Consider the following 15,521-nt stretch of genomic DNA (forward strand, 5'->3'; position numbering starts at 1 on the left):
GAGGCGTTCGAGGCCATGCGCGGCGAGCTGGCGCTGCGCCGTGGAGGGCTTGGCGGCCGAGCGCGGCGATCGACATACCCGACCATACCGAGACGCTTGGCGTGCTCCAGCAGAACGTGAACACGGCAGGCGAGAACGTCGCGCGCATCGGCCAATTCCTGAAAGCGGCCCCGGCGCTGGCGATGACGCCGGAGCAGATGGCGCAGCGCATCGCCGCGGCGGGCAGCGCCGCCCGGCGCGAGGATCAGGCGGCGCTCGCCAAGGCGGGCGAGGACAAGGCCCGCATCATGGCCGATCTTCGCGCCATCGCCGGGTCCGCATGGACACGCGCCGACCAGAAGAATCGGCAGCTATGGTTTGCTCTGGGTGGGGTGGCGGCCGGCATCCTCGCATGGGCGATCGTGCCGGGCCTGGTCGCGCGCGAGATCGCACCGGCGAGCTGGCAATGGCCCGAGCGCATGGCGGCGCGGACGCTCGACTTGCCCCGCTGGGAAGCCGGGCAGCGTATGATCCAGAGCGCCAGTCCCACCGCGTTCCGCGCCATCGTCGGGGCCGACAGGATCGTGACGGCCAACCGCGCGGCGATCGAGGGGTGCGGCAAAGCCGCAGCGCGAAACGCGTGAAACGGTGCGACGCACGATCACGCTCAAGTGGAGTAAAAGTTAGCCGCGCAAGTTATTCAGCCAAGCGTTCGATGATCGGACAATCAGGCCGATCATCGCCATGACAGGCTTGGGCGAGCCCGGTAAGCGAGCGGCGCATGGCGTCCAAGACGCGGACCTTGCGGCCCAGTTCGGCAGCGCGGGCTTCCGCCAGCGTCTTCACTTCCGCGCTCGACCGATCGCGATCCGACCACAGCCCCAGCAGCGTGCGGATTTCCTCGATCGGGAACCCCAGGTCGCGCGCGTTGGCGATAAATCGCAGCCGATGAACGTCAGCGTCGGCGTAGTCCCGGTAGTTCCCGCGCCGTGGCGGCGCGGGCACCAAACCAATCTTTTCATAGTGGCGGATCATGCGTTGGGAGACGCCGCTGGCGTCCGACGCCGCTCCGATGTTCACAGCTTTACCGCGTTGAGCCGCAGTGCGTTCAGGACCACGGTGAAGGACGAGAGCGCCATCGCTGCACCGGCCAGCATCGGCGACAGCAGGATACCGGCAACCGGGTAAAGCACGCCGGCCGCAACCGGCACGCCGATTCCGTTGAACAAGAACGAGAAGAACAGGTTTTGGCGGATATTTCGCATCGTCGCGCGAGCGAGCTTGCGGGCGCGCACGATCGCCGAGAGATCGCCGCGCGTGAGCGTCATGCCGGCGCTTTCGATCGCCACGTCTGTTCCCGTTCCCATCGCCAAGCCGACATCCGCGGCGGCGAGCGCCGGGGCGTCGTTGATCCCATCGCCCGCCATTGCGACCCTTGCGCCGCTCGCTTTCAGCTCGCCGATGATACGCGCCTTGTCTTCCGGCAGCAGATCGGCGCGCACGTCATCAAGACCGCCCACGGCGCGCGCGACAGCATCGGCCGTCCCACGATTGTCGCCGGTGAGCATGACGACCCGCAGGCCCTCCTTGCGAAGCGCGGCAATAGCGTCGCGCGCCGATGCGCGCACCGGATCGGCGACTGCGAGCAGACCGGCGAGCGCCCCGTCGATCGCGACGAGGATGATGCCCGCGCCTTCGCCACGGTGACGATCGGCCGCGGCGTCGACCGGCTTGAGATCAGCGCCGATCCGGCTCATTTGCACCGCATTGCCAATCACGACCGAGCGGCCGCCCACCGTGGCGCTGACACCCAGCCCGGTTTGCGAGGCAAAGTCCGCGACTGTGCCGAGCTGCAATCCTCGTTCTTTGGCGGCAACGACGATTGCGTGCGCGAGCGGATGTTCGGATTGGCCTTCGACGGCCGCGGCAAGCGCGAGCATGTCGTTCTCTCCGACCGCGCTGACCGTCTCGACCGCGATCAGCTTGGGCTTGCCTTCCGTGAGCGTACCCGTCTTGTCGATGACAAGGGTATCGACCTTTTCCAGCCCCTGTAAGGCTTCCGCGTTCTTCACCAGCACGCCGGCCTGAGCGCCGCGTCCCGTGCCGACCATGATCGACATGGGCGTGGCGAGCCCGAGCGCGCACGGGCAGGCGATCACCAGCACTGCGATGGCGTTAAGCAGGGCATGGCCCATGCGCGGCTCAGGGCCGACCAGCGACCAAGTGATGAAGGTCGCAATCGAGATCAGCACGACGAGCGGCACGAACCATCCTGAAACCCGATCGGCGACCGCCTGTATCGGGGCGCGGCTTCGCTGCGCTTCCGCGACCATGCGGACGATACGCGCGAGCATCGTGTCCGAACCAACCGCGCGGGCTTCCATCACCAGGCTGCCCGTCCCGTTGACGGTGCCCCCGGTAACGATCGCCTCGACTTCCTTGAGGACCGGCGCGGGTTCGCCGGTGAGCATGGCTTCGTCGACCGACGAACGACCCTCGACCACGACGCCATCGACCGGGATGGCTTCACCGGGGCGGACCCGCAGCCGGTCACCGGTTGCCACGTCGGCAAGCCCGACTTCTTCTTCAGAACCGTCAGGCTGCAAGCGTCGCGCCGTCTTGGGGGCGAGATCCATGAGAGCGCGGATCGCGCGCCCTGTCGCCGCCCTAGCGCGCAGTTCGAGCACTTGCCCGAGCAGCACCAGTGTCACCACGACGCCGGCCGCCTCGTAATAGACGGGAACCATGCTCCCATGCGTGCGGAAGGTCGCTGGGAAGATGCCCGGCGCGAGCGTCGCGACCACGCTATAGAGGAAGGCGGCACCTACGCCGATCGCGATCAGTGTGAACATATTGAGATGGCGGGTACGAAGCGATGTCCACCCCCGCTCGAAAAACGGCCAGCCCGCCCACAGCACGATCGGCGCGGTGAGTGCGAGCTGGACCCAAGGCGAGGCCGCAGGGCTAACCACATGCAGGCCTAACATTTCCGCGAACATCGAGACGACGAGCAGCGGGATCGTGAGCGCGCCCGCCACCCACAGTCGGCGCGTGAAGTCGACCAGCTCAGGGTTGGGAGTATCGTCGAGCGACGGTTCTTCGGGTTCGAGCGCCATGCCGCAGATTGGGCAAGTTCCCGGCCCTTCCTGGCGAATTTGCGGGTGCATCGGGCACGTCCACATCGCCCCCGGCGTCGCCATCGGCTCCGGTTTCGGCTTATCGCTCAGATAGGCGTCAGGATTGGCGACAAACTTGCTCCGGCACCCTGCGCTACAGAAATGATAGGCATGACCAGCGTGCTCGGCATGGTGTGTCGTTTTTGCGGGATCGACCGTCATGCCGCACACCGCGTCGATCACTGCTGCTGCGGCATCGTTGTCCTTACTGCCCGAGCAGCAGCCGCCCGCTTCGGTGTGATGATGTTCGTGCTCGATCTTTGCGGGAGCGGCCGAGCCGCCCCCGCAACAGGATGAGGGCGTGGAGACCGATTCAGGCGCAGGCTTCGAACAGCCGCAACCCCCGGCTTGGGAATGGGAATGAGGGTCGTTCATGGCAAGACTCCTTCGACCCGAGAGCATGTAGGGTATGACACCGTGTTAGGGTCAAGGCCCTGTCGGCACCGCTGGCGTGTATGTTGAATCTACGCGCGGGAGCGGCGTTGCCCTCATATTGCGGGGGCCAGCTCTACACCCTCGACGCCATAAGGGCCGCAGCTTAGGTCTATTACTAGCTCGCCAAACGCGGGCCGGGGGCAATCGGGGACATATGGCAGCGCAGATCGACAGTCTTTCTACTGGCACCGACCATGACGGCCTGGTGCGCCGCTTAATTGCCCGCTGGCGTGACGATCAGGGCGCGACCTATCGGAGCTGGTTTCTTTGGGACGAGCGGTTGAAGAACTTCCGATCAATCCGGCGCGGCATCACCCAGGTTGTCGGCGAGATCGAGCGCGGCACGTTCGGCGTCGCCTACCGCGGATCGTCGCTCGAAACCGTCGTCCATTCCGTCGCCGAGCAGCGGCAAATCTTCAAGGGCGCGGACCATGCGTTCCTCTGGAAGCCGAAGCTCCGCATCCCCGACATTTACGAGAGCCCCGACAATCAGCGCGCGTTCGGCCGCTTGCTCGACGCCTGTTCCTGTTGCGACACGGCCGAGGAGATCATCAGCCATATCCACGCGATCGACCGTTTGAAGATCAAGGGGCTGGGTCCGGCGGTCGCCAACCTCCTCTACTTCCTTCACCCGACGCTGGTGCCGCCCTTCAACACCGCAATCGTTAAGGGCTACAACGCGCTGACGGGGGCGAATGTGAAGCTCGGGAGCTGGGAGCATTTTCTGGCGATGCGGACCGGCATCCTCGATCTCAACGACCGCTTCCGCGAGCTGCTATCGAATGATTTAGGCGCGATCGGCGGTCTGTTGTTCGACATCGGCTCCGATCGCTATCCGGCTCCGCCCCTCGACGTGAGCGGCGCGACGCTGGCGAGCTGGGGGCAGCGGCTTGAGGCGGCGCGCGAGGAAGCGCGCACGCTCAGCAAGGCCGCTCAGCGCGAGGGCGAGAACGAGCGCACCCATACCGAAATCCAGGCATGGCTTCGCGATCTAGGGTTGGCGCTCGGCTATGACGTATGGATCGCCGCGAACGACCGCAGCCGCGCCTTCGACGGATCACCCTTGGGCGCAGGATGCCTTGAGCGCCTGCCCGACACGATCGCGACGTCGAAGGGCGCTGACTCGATCCGGCTGATCGACGTGCTGTGGCTTGAGAAGGCCGGCGATCATGTCGCCGCGGCGTTCGAGGTGGAGCATTCGACCTCGATCTATTCGGGCATCGTCAGGATGCTCGACCTGGCCTTGAGCGGTGGCGACCTTCACGCGACCGCGGGGCTGTTCCTTGTCGCGCCCGACGCGCGCGAGACGGACGTTCGCGCGCAGTTGCAGCGGCCCGCGTTCAGCCGCGTAGCCGACCTCGACATATCCTACCTGCCCTATGGCGAGCTGGAGAAGAACCGGGAGGCCATCGCGCGGTTCGGATCGGGACTGAAAGCGATCAAGGCCGTTTCCAGCAAGCTCGCCTAGCCCGCTCCGCGCAAGGGATGATCCGGAGAGCCGCGTATCCTCTAGCATGTAGAGGAGTGCTGCCGTGACGATGCCATCCCCGGCCCCCTGGCTCGACGCCGTGCTGATCGGGTGGTTCGTGCTGACCGCCCTTTCGGTCGCTTACGTCGCGTGGGATGCCTTCACCCGCAACCCCGAGCTGCGCGTGATGAAATGGGGGTGGCTGTTGGTCACGCTCTATGGTGGCCCGATCATGGCCGCGGCCTATGTCCTGTCCTGCCAGGAGCCGGCGAACGAGCGGCACGAGGATTTCGTTCGACCGCTCTGGAAGCAGGCGTTCGGCTCGGCCATCCATTGCATGGCGGGCGATGCAACCGGCGTCATCGCCGCAGCCGCGATCACCACGGCGCTCGGCCTGCCGATGTGGCAGGACGTGATCGCGGAATATGTGTTCGGCTTCGCGTTCGGACTGCTGATTTTCCAGGCGCTTTTCATGCGCGACATGGCGGGCGGTTCCTATTGGGGCGCGCTTCGCATGTCGTTCATCCCCGAATGGCTGTCGATGAATGCCGTCATGGCCGGCATGATCCCGACGATGGTGGTGTTGATGAGCCGCGACATGGCCGCGATGCACGCCAGCTCGCTCCGCTTTTGGGGCGTCATGTCGCTGGCGACACTCGTCGGGTTCGCAGTCGCCTATCCGATCAACCTTTGGCTGGTTGGCGTGCGCTTGAAGCACGGCATGGGCACGGTGCGCGCGCTGGGGCATGGCGGACACGAAGTCGGCGCGGACCGGCAATCGGCCACGCCGATGCCGGACATGGGACACGACGCAATGGCAGGGATGAGCGGCATGGCGGCCGGCGCGCGCGTGACCGGACCTCAGATCGCCGCGATGACAGTGTTGACGCTCATCATGCTTGGCGCGGGCATCATCGTTGCGACGCTGTTCGGTCGGTGGGCCATGTAACTTGCCGCGAACGACGGAGATCGCGGCAAGGGGTGATCGCGCGGCGCGCGTATCTAGGAACAGGCGGGGGCTCATACGGAGATAATGCGATGCACCAGATCGACCCCGGCATGAAGGCGTGCATGGACGCCTGCCACGAATGCCATGTGACCTGTCTTCACATGGCGATGAACCATTGCCTCGAAATGGGCGGCCAGCACGCCGCGCCCGAGCATATGAAGATCATGGCCGACTGCGCGCAAATTTGCGCGGTTGCGATCGACTTCATGGCGCGCAAGTCCGCCCACCATCAGCATATCTGCCGCGAGTGTGCCGAGATCTGCCGGGCTTGCGCAGCGAGCTGCGAGGCCCTGGGCGGCATGGAGGATTGCGTGGCAGCGTGCCGGAAGTGCGCCGATTCCTGCGATCGGATGGCGGCATAGCGGGGCTTGCGCGGGCGGTCGCCCGCCCGCGCAGCTATCTGCATATCAACGGCCCATGCTCGCGATCACAGCGAACAGCTCGGCCGTGAACTTGGTCAGGAGCTCGGTCGCTGCGCTCCCGAAAATCACCAAACATACGCCTAGCGCGATCAGCTTAGGCACGAAGCTCAGCGTCTGTTCGCTAATCGACGTCGCCGCCTGGATGATGCTGATTATCAGCCCGACGATCATCATCGGCACGAGCAGCACCACGCAGATCAGGCCGGCCACGGCCAGCATCCTCCCCGTCTCGTCGAGCAGGATCGACTGATCCATCAGGCGCGGCCCCGTGAACGGCCGGGGACCGCGAGGGCTCCCCGGCCGCGCATCACATCGCCGATGCAGGCGGCGCGAGCGTCCCGAGCCAGGCGATCAGCCCGAGAACCGCGATGACACAGGCGGTTTCGATCGCCAGACTTGTCCGCAGCGCGCCGAGGGCGCCCTTGTGATCGTCCGCTGCGATCGACCGCTCGAATGCCGGCGTGAGCCGGAAGCGGTTGAGCGAGGCGAGCCCTAGCATGGCGACGAACAGCGCCAGCTTTGCGATCAGGAGCTGACCATAGAGCGTCGCAGGAAGCGTGGCGAGGTTGCCGATCCCGACCAGCATCCAGCCGTTGACCAGGCCGGTGACGAGGATCGTGCCGACCACAACCGTCCCGATCGCGCCGAACCCGTGCAGCGCGCGGTGCGTCAGCCCCAGATGCGCCGCGTCTACGCGCGCCGCGGGTCGGGAGACGAGCAGGAGCAGCCCCAGTAGTGCGCCAACCCAAGCGCCCGAGGCGATCAGATGGAGAATGTCGACGATGAGGTGGACCCAGCCCATCACGGCTTCGTCCATCGCGCCGTGTCCGGTCCACGCCAGCGTTGCGAGTGCCACGGCCGAGCAGAGCGCGACGATGCTCAGCCAGATGCCGCGCCCGCCCGCGACCAGCGCTGCCAGCGCCGCGAGGGCCACCATGACCATGCGCAGCTTCCATGCTGCTCCGATCGCAGAGCCGGTGAGCAGCGCGCCGACTGCTTCACGGTCGATCGGCCAGGCCGGCGTTCCGGCCATTGAGGAGGCCATCAGCACGACCCAGGCGCCTGAAAACAACAGGCTCAGGCCAGCGCTGGCGATGAACCAGGGACGCAGCGCGAGCGCGTCGCCGCGCTCGCACGCCCGCAGCCCATAAAGGCTGAATGCGGCAAGGCCGAACAGCGCAGCCAGCGTCACGTAGAGCGCGAAGCGGACGCCGATAAGCGACCAGTCCCCCATCGCCTCACTTCACCGCGAAGACGTAGGTTCCTGCGACCTTGTGGGTGTCGGTCGAGACGACATTCCACGCGACGCTATACCGACCCGATGGGAGCGGCGATTTCGGGGTGATGACGAGGGTCCGGCCATCGGACGAGAGCGCGGAGGCGCTGGCCATCTTCATGGCTGCCATGCCGGGCATCGCTGCCATCGTGAGATCGGCCTTGGAGAAGGCTGGCATCAGCTTCTCGCTGAAATGAAGTTCGATACGAGCGGGCTTCGCGACCGTCGCATTGGCGGCCGGCGATGCCGACACCAGCTTAGGATGGGCGTTCGCCGTTCCGGCGAACATGACGAGAGCGGCAGCAGCAGTCAGAACGGATAGGCGGCGCATAGGGGGCCTTTCGACAGGAGGGTTCCTGTCCTTCATTACGCGCCCCGATCGACCACCCCTCACGGATGGATTTGAGGGATGGGCGCGTCGCTTGCGTAATCCATGCTAGAGGGGTGGAGTGAACGACATGGACCTCGACGCAGTATTGATGAGGCTGGCGCAAGCACCCGTGCCCGCGAGCCTTGATGGCATGGAAGATCGCGTGCTGGCGCGGGTCGCCGCACGTCCAGCGGCGCGCGCCGGCTTAGGCGTTGGGGCAATGACGATCGCTGCGGCGCTCGTCATGGGCATCTTCGGTGCCGGTGTGCCCGCGAAGGAAGCCAGCGCGGCTTCGCTATCGCCCTTGGGGCCGGTGTCGCCGCTCGCGCCCTCCACGCTGCTCGTCGGCGTGCAATGAGCGGCCGCATCCGCCTTCTGCTTGGCATTGTCGCGTGCTTCATCGCCGCGATCATCGGTGTGTTCGTGGGGCGGGCGCTACTTCCGCCACGTGCCCAGCCCGGCTCGGAGCTGCACGACGTGCTGCATCATAAGCTGGCGCTGGACGCCAACCAGGAAGCGCGACTTGAAGTGCTGGAGCAGCGTTTCGCCGTGCAGCGGCGCGCATTCGAGCTGGAATTGCGGGCGAACAATGCCCGGCTCGCTGAAGCGATCGAGGCCGAGCATGGCAACGGGCCGCGCGTCGCCGCAGCGGTCGACCAGAGCCACGCCGTCATGGGCGAGCTCCAGAAAGCGACGCTGGCGCACATCTTCGCCATGCGCCAGCTCTTGCGGCCCAATCAGACCGGCCAGTTCGATCAGGCCGTGGTGAAGGCGCTCACCGACGACGCACGTTGAGGTTCGGCGCGTGAGCCTCGACTGGACCACGCTTACGGACGGCGAGCTGGCGACCCTCAGCATCGCCGGGCGCGAAGCCGCCTTCGCCGAGATCATGCGCCGCCATCGGCAGTCAATCTTCCGCATGGTGCGCGCGTGCGTCGGCGAGGCCGACGAGGCGCTGGACCTTCTGCAGGAGACCTTCGTCGCGGCGCATCAGGCCCTGCCCCGCTACGACGGCGATCGATCGATGCGCGCGTGGCTATCGACGATCGCGATCAACAAGTGCCGCGATTGGGGGCGCAAGCGCACCGTGCGGCGCTTTCTGGCGTTCGCCGCACCGATCGGCGCGGAAGCCGAAGCCATTGCAGACGACCAGGTGGCGATCGACGACGCGACGGGCGACCGACAGGAACTCGACCGCGTGACGCGCGCCATTGCGGGCTTGCCGACCGCATTGAAGGAATCCTTGGTGCTGCGCACGATCGAGGGGTTGAGCCAGGCTGAAACCGCGGCAGTGTTGTCGATCAGCGAAAAGGCGGTAGAAACCCGCCTCTATCGCGCGCGATCGAAGTTGCTGGAGCGATTGGGCGGGCGCTGAGGGATAGCGCCCTGAGCTGCGTATCAAGGCTAGAGGGACACTCCCGTTCGAGAGCCTTGAGGACCGTATGAGCCGCACTATCGATCGCCGCCAGATGCTTCGCGGCGCCGCCCTTGCTGGCGGTGGCATGGCGCTGACCGCCTATATGCCCGCGTGGGCGCAGCCTGTCTCGGGCGGGATCGTCAAACCGCTGCCGACCGTCTCGGGCACTGACATCGCGCTGACGATCGACAGTTTCAGACTTCCCGTCGACGGCAAGTCGACGCCCGCAATCGGCGTCAACGGCACGGTGCCGGCCCCTCTCATTCGCTTGAAGGAGGGGCAAAAGGTCCGCCTCTCCGTCACCAACAATCTCGACGAGGACAGTTCGATCCACTGGCATGGGCTGCTCGTGCCGTTCGCGATGGACGGCGTGCCCGGCATCAGCTTCCCCGGCATCAAGGCGCGCTCGACCTTCATCTACGAGTTCCCGATCATCCAGTCGGGCACCTACTGGTATCACAGCCATTCCGGCGAGCAGGAGCAGGGCGGACTTTACGGGCCGATCGTGATCGACCCGGCCGGTGCCGATCCGATCGCGTTCGACCGCGAGCATGTGATCGTGCTGTCCGACCACAGCCAGATGACCGGCGAGCAGATTTTCCGGAAGCTGAAGCAGATGGGCGGCGCCTATTTCAACTATCAGCGGCCGACCCTCGCGGGCTTGCTCGCGGGTCGGGAAATGCCGCTCAAGGACCGGATCGAGTGGGGAAAGATGCGAATGGACCCCGCCGACATCGCCGACGTCACCGGCTCGACCTATACCTTCCTGGTCAACGGCTACGGGCCGTATGACAACTGGACGGGGCTGTTCAAGCCGGGCGAGCGGGTCCGCTTGCGGATCATCAACGCCGCGGCGCAGACCAACTTCAACGTCCGCATCCCCGACCTGCCGATGACCGTCGTGCAGGCCGATGGGCAGAATGTCCGTCCGGTGAAGATCGACGAGTTCCAGATCGGCGTTGCCGAGACGTTCGACGTGATCGTGACGCCCGAGGACCGGGCCTACAGCTTCGTCTCCGAGGCTATCGATCGCTCCGGCATGGGCCGGGCGACGCTCGCCCCGCGTGAGGGGATGGTCGCCCCGGTCCCGCCGCTTCGTCCGCGCACGCTGCTGACCATGACCGATATGGGCATGGACATGGGGAGCATGGGCGGGATGCAGGGCATGTCCGGCATGAAGGACGAGAGCCCGGTCGCCACGCGCGGGCCGGACCCCACCTTGATGCAGAACGCCTCGCGCAATCTTTGGAAGCTGACGGGCTGGAAGGGGCCGACCGATCACGGGACGGTCGCGGCAGGCGCAGCGATGGCGGGCATGTCCGGCATGTCGGGCATGGACCACAGCCAGATGGGCGGCGCTGTAATGCCCGGGATGGACCATAGCCAAATGGCAGCGGGCGGTGCTGGCATGGCCGGCATGGACCATAGTGCCATGTCGGGCGGATCGGGCCAGGCTGGCGGCATGGCCGGGATGGACCACGGGTCGGGTGGCGGCATGAACATGAACATGCGCGACCCGAAGAATGCGCCGGGCGTGAAGATGGGGCCGGGCGTGCAGACCATCTCCCCGATGCCGAAGGACCGTAGCGGTGAACCGCCCCAGGGTCTGGGGGGCCTGGATCACCGCGTCCTCACCTATCGCGACCTCGTTTCGCTCGCGCCCAACCCCGACGTGCGCGCGCCGTCGCGTCAGTTCGAGATCCATCTGACCGGTAACATGGAGCGCTACATGTGGGGCTTCGACGGGCAGAAGCTGAGCGATCCCGCCGACCCCATCCCGTTCCGCAAAGGCGAGCGGGCGCGGGTGACGTTGGTCAACGATACGATGATGCCGCACCCCATCCATCTCCACGGCCATTTCTTCGAGCTGGTGACGGGGCACGGCAATCATGCGCCGCGCAAGCACACCGTCAACGTGCCGCCTGGAGGCAAGATGACCTTTGATCTGACCGCCGATGCACCCGGCGATTGGGCGTTCCACTGTCACAATCTCTACCACATGACCGCAGGCATGATGCGCGTCGTCACCGTTCGCCCGTTCGCGGGAGAGGCGGCATGAACCGGCTGACCGCGGCGCTCGCCGCCACCACCATGCTCGGCATCGCCGGTCCTGTCGCCGCTCAGTCGATGCAGGGCATGGATCATTCGGCAATGCCGGGCATGACCATGCCGATGCCTGCGAAAAAGAAGCCGGTGGTGAAGCCCACGGCCAAAGGCAAGCCGGCCAAGACTAGGTCAGCTCCTGCGAGGCGACCATCAGCTTCGACGACGAAACGCCGCGCCGCGCCAACGGCCGGCATGAATGGTATGGATCACGGGACCATGCCGGGCATGGATCACTCGTCTATGCCCGGCATGGACCATGCGGCTCCGCAGGGCTCACAGCAGGGCATGGAAGCCATGCCGGGGATGCAGATGCCCGGAAACGGCCAAACGGTCCCTCAGGGCTCCCAGCAGCCGATGCAGGGCATGGACCATTCGGCGATGCCGGGGATGACCATGCCAGCCGACCAGCACAGCGGCCACGACATGCAGGGCATGTCGGGAATGGCCGGAATGCCAGGCATGGCGGCCGATGGGGTGCAGCAGACTGGCACCGCGCTTCCCGCAGGAAACGCCCCCGCCCCGCCCCTGCCGACCGACCATGCGGCCGACAGCGTTTACGGCGCGGACGCGATGGCGATGGGTCGCCATCACCTTCAGCAGCATCACGGCGGTCAAAACTTCAGCCAGGTGCTATTGAACCTCGCTGAGTATCAATTCCGCAACGGTCGTGACGGCTATCGCTGGGATGGCGAGGCGTGGTTCGGGGGTGACATCAACCGCCTCTTCATCAAGTCTGAGGGCGAGGGAGCCTTCCGCGAGGGCATCGAGAGCGCCGAGGTGCAGGCGCTCTATAGCCGGACCATTGGCCCTTATTTCAATCTACAAGCGGGTGTCCGCCAGGATTTGGGGCCGTCCCCGAAACGCACCTATGCGACCGTCGGGCTGGAGGGGCTGGCACCGGGCTTCTTCGAGCTAGAGGGCGCGGTATTCCTGTCCAACAAGGGCGACCTGCTAGGGCGGCTTGAGGGCTATTACGACCAGCGCATCACCCAGCGGCTGATCCTGCAACCGCGCGCCGAGCTCAATTTCGCTGCGCAGGACGTGCCGGAAAACCGGATCGGATCGGGCCTATCCAACGCCGAGCTTGGATTGCGGCTGCGTTATGAGATCCGGCGCGAGTTCGCCCCCTATGTCGGCGTGTCATGGGATCGCCGCTTCGGCGACACCGCCCGCTACGCGCGCGCCGATGGGGATCGCGCAACGTCCAAGAGCATCGTCGCCGGCGTTCGTGTCTGGTTCTGATCGATGGAGGAACAGATGGCTCAAGACGGCAGGCGCTCGATAAGGCAGCACTTCCCGAGCCTGCCGTTCGTAGGCGCCCTGGCGATCGTCCTGGCGCTGGGCGCAGCCGCGTTTATCTACCTTGGCGTGTATAACATCGCGGCCGACGAACCGCACACGCCGGCGGTCTATTCAATGCTCGAACGCCTGCGCGATCGGTCGATTGAGGCACGCGCGCGCGGCATAACACCCCCGGCCGATCTGGCATCGGCGCAGCGCGTGTCAGTCGGCGCGGGCCTTTACGGAGAAATGTGTTCCGGTTGCCATCTCGGCCCCGGCGTCGAGAAATCCGAGATGAGCCAGGGCCTCTATCCACAGGCGCCGGAACTCGCGCGCGCTCAAGATCTCACCCCCGCCCAGCAATTCTGGATCATCAAGCACGGGGTGAAGCTCAGCGCCATGCCGGCATGGGGCAAGACGCATCCCGACCCCCTAATTTGGAATATGGTCGCGTTCGTCCGCAAGCTCCCCGGCATGACGCCCGAACAGTATAAGGCACTGGTCGCGAGCGCCCCGGCCGATCACGACGAGATGATGAAGGACATGCCGGGTATGAAGTGACCCCGGCGACGAGGTTGAGGGAGGAGTGGTTCTGAAAAGCGCGAAACTGAGGCTGCATCTACTCGCGAGCCGCACGCACAAATGGCTCGCGATCATCATCGGCGCGCAGCTCCTGCTATGGTTCGCAAGCGGCGCCCTGATGAGCTTCCTGCCGATCGATCGGGTGCATGGCGATCACCTCGTTGACCGCAAAGCCGCGGCGCCCCTTCCCCGCGGCAGCACGTTCGCCCCACCATCGGCGATCGTAGGCGCAGCAGATGCGCCCATCGAGGCCATCACCTATCGCATGTGGCTTGGCCGCCCGGTCGCCGAGGTCGCGACAGCCAAGGGAACGCGCCTGTTCGACGCCGCGACGGGCCAAGCGCTGCCAGCACCAACGGCTCGTGAGGCCGAGGAGATCGCGCGTTTGGCATGGCGTGGCGGTGCTCGACCAGCGGCGAAGGTAGAGCGGATCGAGCGCGCCAGCCCCGAATATCGCGGCACGCTCCCCGCCTGGCGCGTCGCGTTCGCCGACCTCGATTCCACCCGCGTCTTTGTCGCGGCCGACACCGGTCGGATCTCGGCTGTCCGAACCGGCACTTGGCGGCTCTACGACTTCTTCTGGGGCCTTCACATCATGGATTGGACGAATCACGAGAACTTCAACACGCCCTGGCTGCTCGCCTTCGCGATCGGTGGGCTTGCGCTTTGGTTAGGGGGGGCAGTGCTTCTCTACATGCGATGGCCCAAAACGCGGCGTCGCAACATCGTGATCGAGGCATAATATACGCGGCTCAGGAGCGTAGCCCTCGGAAATAAAGTCCTGTTTCCTGACAATTTCTCGCGCGTTCTAGCACCCCGGGTGAGGGATAGCCGCCTCGCACGCGTAGAAGTCTTAGAACCCAGGGAGATCAATAATGCGCTTCGCACCAACATTCGCAGCTTTGGCGCTGCTCGCCACGCCCGCCCTCGCGCAGCAGAGCGGCGGAATGCAGGGCATGAACCACGGTCAGATGGCCGGCATGAACCACGACGACATGGCGGGCATGATGGCCGGCAATCCCTACGGCCAGGCCGAGATGGACATGCATCAGAAGATGATGGCGGCCAAGCAGGGCGACGCGGCCGAAATGTGGACGCGCAAGATGATCGAGCATCACCGAGGCGCCATCGCCATGTCGCGCGTTGCGGTGCGTGACGCGCGCGACGCCGAGACCAAGCGCATGGCGCAGATGACGATCACGAAACAGGAAAAGGATATTGCCGAGCTGCAGGCGTGGCTCAGCAAGCACGGCAAGCGCCCGCAATAAGGGAGCGCTGCCCCGCCCTGTCGATCCCCCTACCCCCCGGCAGGGCGGGGATTTCCTTTTAGGAGCTGATGATGAAGAATGGTGTTCGTGGCGCCGTCGCCGCCTTGCTAATGACCATCCCAGCGGTCGCATCGGCCGCGGCCGACATCGCCATGCACCGCGATCCGGGTTGCGGCTGTTGCGAGAAATGGGCGGCGCAGGTGCGTCAGCAGTTCGGCCGCAAGGTCCAGATCATCGACGATGATCGCCGTGAGGTGCTGCAGCGTAAGATCGGCCTGCCCGCTGACCTCGCGTCCTGCCATACCGCGATCATCGACGGCATGGCGTTTGAGGGACATGTCCCGATCGCGGACATGAAGCGCGCGCTGGCCCAGCATCCTAAAGGCGTGCGCGGCTTGGCCGTGGCCGGAATGCCGATGGGCTCACCGGGCATGGAGGTGCCCGGCATGAGAACCCAGCCCTATGACGTCATTGCGTTCGGTGCCGCTGGCCGGCGTGTCTTTGCTAGCCACGGCGCCTAAACGACAGGTTGTCTTGTGAGCGGCAAATCTTCCCCGGCGCTTCATGCCGGCACTACGGCACCCGGCAAACCACCCGTATTGACCTCGGCGTTGACAATTGGGATAGTATCCGGGTGTTGAAAGCTCGTCTTTCTCTCTTGCTTCTTGTTGGAGCGTTGCTTGGCCTTTTGGGCCAAGGAATTGCGTATGCGGCCGGCCCATCGCTCTCACC

At 65.5% G+C, this 15,521-nt stretch carries 18 protein-coding genes; 13 read left to right on the plus strand and 5 right to left on the minus strand.

Annotated elements, in window-relative coordinates:
- The first annotated feature begins 101 nt into the window (after window positions 1-101).
- The gene (locus GGR47_RS17680) at window positions 102-623 is read left to right on the plus strand and encodes a DUF6118 family protein (protein WP_017980796.1); all 522 of its coding nucleotides are present in this window, start codon (window positions 102-104) and stop codon (window positions 621-623) included.
- A gap of 52 nt (window positions 624-675) precedes the next feature.
- Here the strand turns inward: GGR47_RS17680 and cueR are convergent, their stop codons facing one another.
- Entirely contained in the window at window positions 676-1,059 is a 384-nt protein-coding gene (cueR, locus tag GGR47_RS17685) for a Cu(I)-responsive transcriptional regulator (RefSeq protein WP_017980795.1), read from the minus strand.
- Window positions 1,056-3,413: a heavy metal translocating P-type ATPase gene (locus GGR47_RS17690; protein ID WP_371262954.1), complete on the minus strand. Its 2,358-nt coding sequence runs from the start codon at window positions 3,411-3,413 to the stop codon at window positions 1,056-1,058. The genes cueR and GGR47_RS17690 overlap by 4 nt, the downstream gene beginning before the upstream one ends.
- Window positions 3,414-3,744: 331 nt before the next feature.
- On the opposite strand from GGR47_RS17690, the gene GGR47_RS17695 reads away from it, so the two are divergent.
- The 3 genes from GGR47_RS17695 to GGR47_RS17705 all read left to right on the plus strand — a co-directional run bounded on the left by GGR47_RS17695 (window position 3,745) and on the right by GGR47_RS17705 (window position 6,429).
- A complete protein-coding gene (locus GGR47_RS17695; protein WP_017980793.1) occupies window positions 3,745-5,058 on the plus strand; it encodes a hypothetical protein in 1,314 nt (437 codons plus the stop codon).
- Between the two features lie 70 nt (window positions 5,059-5,128).
- On the plus strand, window positions 5,129-6,007 hold the full coding sequence (locus GGR47_RS17700; RefSeq protein WP_017980792.1) for a DUF4396 domain-containing protein: 879 nt from the start codon (window positions 5,129-5,131) through the stop codon (window positions 6,005-6,007).
- Between the two features lie 89 nt (window positions 6,008-6,096).
- Window positions 6,097-6,429, plus strand: a complete 333-nt coding sequence (locus tag GGR47_RS17705) for a four-helix bundle copper-binding protein (protein ID WP_017980791.1) — start codon at window positions 6,097-6,099, stop codon at window positions 6,427-6,429.
- 45 nt (window positions 6,430-6,474) lie between these two features.
- Here the strand turns inward: GGR47_RS17705 and GGR47_RS17710 are convergent, their stop codons facing one another.
- From GGR47_RS17710 to copC, 3 genes are read right to left on the minus strand one after another with little or no spacing between them, the layout of a single operon-like run.
- Window positions 6,475-6,744: a flagellar biosynthetic protein FliQ gene (locus tag GGR47_RS17710; protein WP_017980790.1), complete on the minus strand. Its 270-nt coding sequence runs from the start codon at window positions 6,742-6,744 to the stop codon at window positions 6,475-6,477.
- A gap of 52 nt (window positions 6,745-6,796) precedes the next feature.
- Window positions 6,797-7,723 carry a copper homeostasis membrane protein CopD gene (copD, locus tag GGR47_RS17715; RefSeq protein WP_042469566.1) on the minus strand — a complete coding sequence of 309 codons (927 nt, stop codon included), beginning with the start codon at window positions 7,721-7,723 and terminating at the stop codon, window positions 6,797-6,799.
- Between the two features lie 4 nt (window positions 7,724-7,727).
- On the minus strand, window positions 7,728-8,096 hold the full coding sequence (copC, locus tag GGR47_RS17720; protein ID WP_020486671.1) for a copper homeostasis periplasmic binding protein CopC: 369 nt from the start codon (window positions 8,094-8,096) through the stop codon (window positions 7,728-7,730).
- A gap of 127 nt (window positions 8,097-8,223) precedes the next feature.
- Here copC and GGR47_RS17725 point away from each other — a divergent pair, with 127 nt between their 5' ends.
- From GGR47_RS17725 to GGR47_RS17765, 9 genes are all read left to right on the plus strand, one after another.
- Window positions 8,224-8,493: a hypothetical protein gene (locus GGR47_RS17725; RefSeq protein WP_020486670.1), complete on the plus strand. Its 270-nt coding sequence runs from the start codon at window positions 8,224-8,226 to the stop codon at window positions 8,491-8,493.
- Window positions 8,490-8,930 carry a periplasmic heavy metal sensor gene (locus GGR47_RS17730; protein WP_017980786.1) on the plus strand — a complete coding sequence of 147 codons (441 nt, stop codon included), beginning with the start codon at window positions 8,490-8,492 and terminating at the stop codon, window positions 8,928-8,930. The genes GGR47_RS17725 and GGR47_RS17730 overlap by 4 nt, the downstream gene beginning before the upstream one ends.
- A gap of 10 nt (window positions 8,931-8,940) precedes the next feature.
- Window positions 8,941-9,510 carry an RNA polymerase sigma factor gene (locus GGR47_RS17735; RefSeq protein ID WP_017980785.1) on the plus strand — a complete coding sequence of 190 codons (570 nt, stop codon included), beginning with the start codon at window positions 8,941-8,943 and terminating at the stop codon, window positions 9,508-9,510.
- Between the two features lie 67 nt (window positions 9,511-9,577).
- Window positions 9,578-11,611 carry a copper resistance system multicopper oxidase gene (locus GGR47_RS17740; RefSeq protein ID WP_017980784.1) on the plus strand — a complete coding sequence of 678 codons (2,034 nt, stop codon included), beginning with the start codon at window positions 9,578-9,580 and terminating at the stop codon, window positions 11,609-11,611.
- Window positions 11,608-12,900: a copper resistance protein B gene (locus GGR47_RS17745; RefSeq protein WP_024310688.1), complete on the plus strand. Its 1,293-nt coding sequence runs from the start codon at window positions 11,608-11,610 to the stop codon at window positions 12,898-12,900. Before GGR47_RS17740 ends, GGR47_RS17745 begins: the two co-directional genes overlap by 4 nt.
- Before the next feature lie 15 nt (window positions 12,901-12,915).
- Window positions 12,916-13,500, plus strand: a complete 585-nt coding sequence (locus GGR47_RS17750; protein ID WP_024310687.1) for a c-type cytochrome — start codon at window positions 12,916-12,918, stop codon at window positions 13,498-13,500.
- Between the two features lie 25 nt (window positions 13,501-13,525).
- Entirely contained in the window at window positions 13,526-14,263 is a 738-nt protein-coding gene (locus GGR47_RS17755) for a PepSY domain-containing protein (RefSeq protein ID WP_017980780.1), read from the plus strand.
- A 160-nt stretch (window positions 14,264-14,423) separates the two neighbouring features.
- A complete protein-coding gene (locus tag GGR47_RS17760; RefSeq protein WP_018251211.1) occupies window positions 14,424-14,789 on the plus strand; it encodes a DUF305 domain-containing protein in 366 nt (121 codons plus the stop codon).
- A 68-nt stretch (window positions 14,790-14,857) separates the two neighbouring features.
- A complete protein-coding gene (locus GGR47_RS17765; protein WP_017980778.1) occupies window positions 14,858-15,310 on the plus strand; it encodes a DUF411 domain-containing protein in 453 nt (150 codons plus the stop codon).
- The last annotated feature ends 211 nt before the right edge of the window (window positions 15,311-15,521 follow it).

The sequence above is a fragment of the Sphingomonas aquatilis genome (assembly GCF_014196115.1).
Classification (GTDB): Bacteria; Pseudomonadota; Alphaproteobacteria; order Sphingomonadales; family Sphingomonadaceae; genus Sphingomonas; species Sphingomonas aquatilis.

Bases quoted from the DNA above. Each gene is read 5' to 3' on its own strand.
- GGR47_RS17695 (WP_017980793.1), top strand. From the start codon at position 3,745: ATGGCAGCGCAGATCGACAGTCTTTCTACTGGCACCGACCATGACGGC.
- GGR47_RS17700 (WP_017980792.1), top strand. From the start codon at position 5,129: ATGCCATCCCCGGCCCCCTGGCTCGACGCCGTGCTGATCGGGTGGTTC.
- GGR47_RS17705 (WP_017980791.1), top strand. From the start codon at position 6,097: ATGCACCAGATCGACCCCGGCATGAAGGCGTGCATGGACGCCTGCCAC.
- GGR47_RS17710 (WP_017980790.1), bottom strand. From the start codon at position 6,744: ATGGATCAGTCGATCCTGCTCGACGAGACGGGGAGGATGCTGGCCGTG.
- copD (WP_042469566.1), bottom strand. From the start codon at position 7,723: ATGGGGGACTGGTCGCTTATCGGCGTCCGCTTCGCGCTCTACGTGACG.
- copC (WP_020486671.1), bottom strand. From the start codon at position 8,096: ATGCGCCGCCTATCCGTTCTGACTGCTGCTGCCGCTCTCGTCATGTTC.
- GGR47_RS17725 (WP_020486670.1), top strand. From the start codon at position 8,224: ATGGACCTCGACGCAGTATTGATGAGGCTGGCGCAAGCACCCGTGCCC.
- GGR47_RS17730 (WP_017980786.1), top strand. From the start codon at position 8,490: ATGAGCGGCCGCATCCGCCTTCTGCTTGGCATTGTCGCGTGCTTCATC.
- GGR47_RS17740 (WP_017980784.1), top strand. From the start codon at position 9,578: ATGAGCCGCACTATCGATCGCCGCCAGATGCTTCGCGGCGCCGCCCTT.
- GGR47_RS17745 (WP_024310688.1), top strand. From the start codon at position 11,608: ATGAACCGGCTGACCGCGGCGCTCGCCGCCACCACCATGCTCGGCATC.
- GGR47_RS17750 (WP_024310687.1), top strand. From the start codon at position 12,916: ATGGCTCAAGACGGCAGGCGCTCGATAAGGCAGCACTTCCCGAGCCTG.
- GGR47_RS17765 (WP_017980778.1), top strand. From the start codon at position 14,858: ATGATGAAGAATGGTGTTCGTGGCGCCGTCGCCGCCTTGCTAATGACC.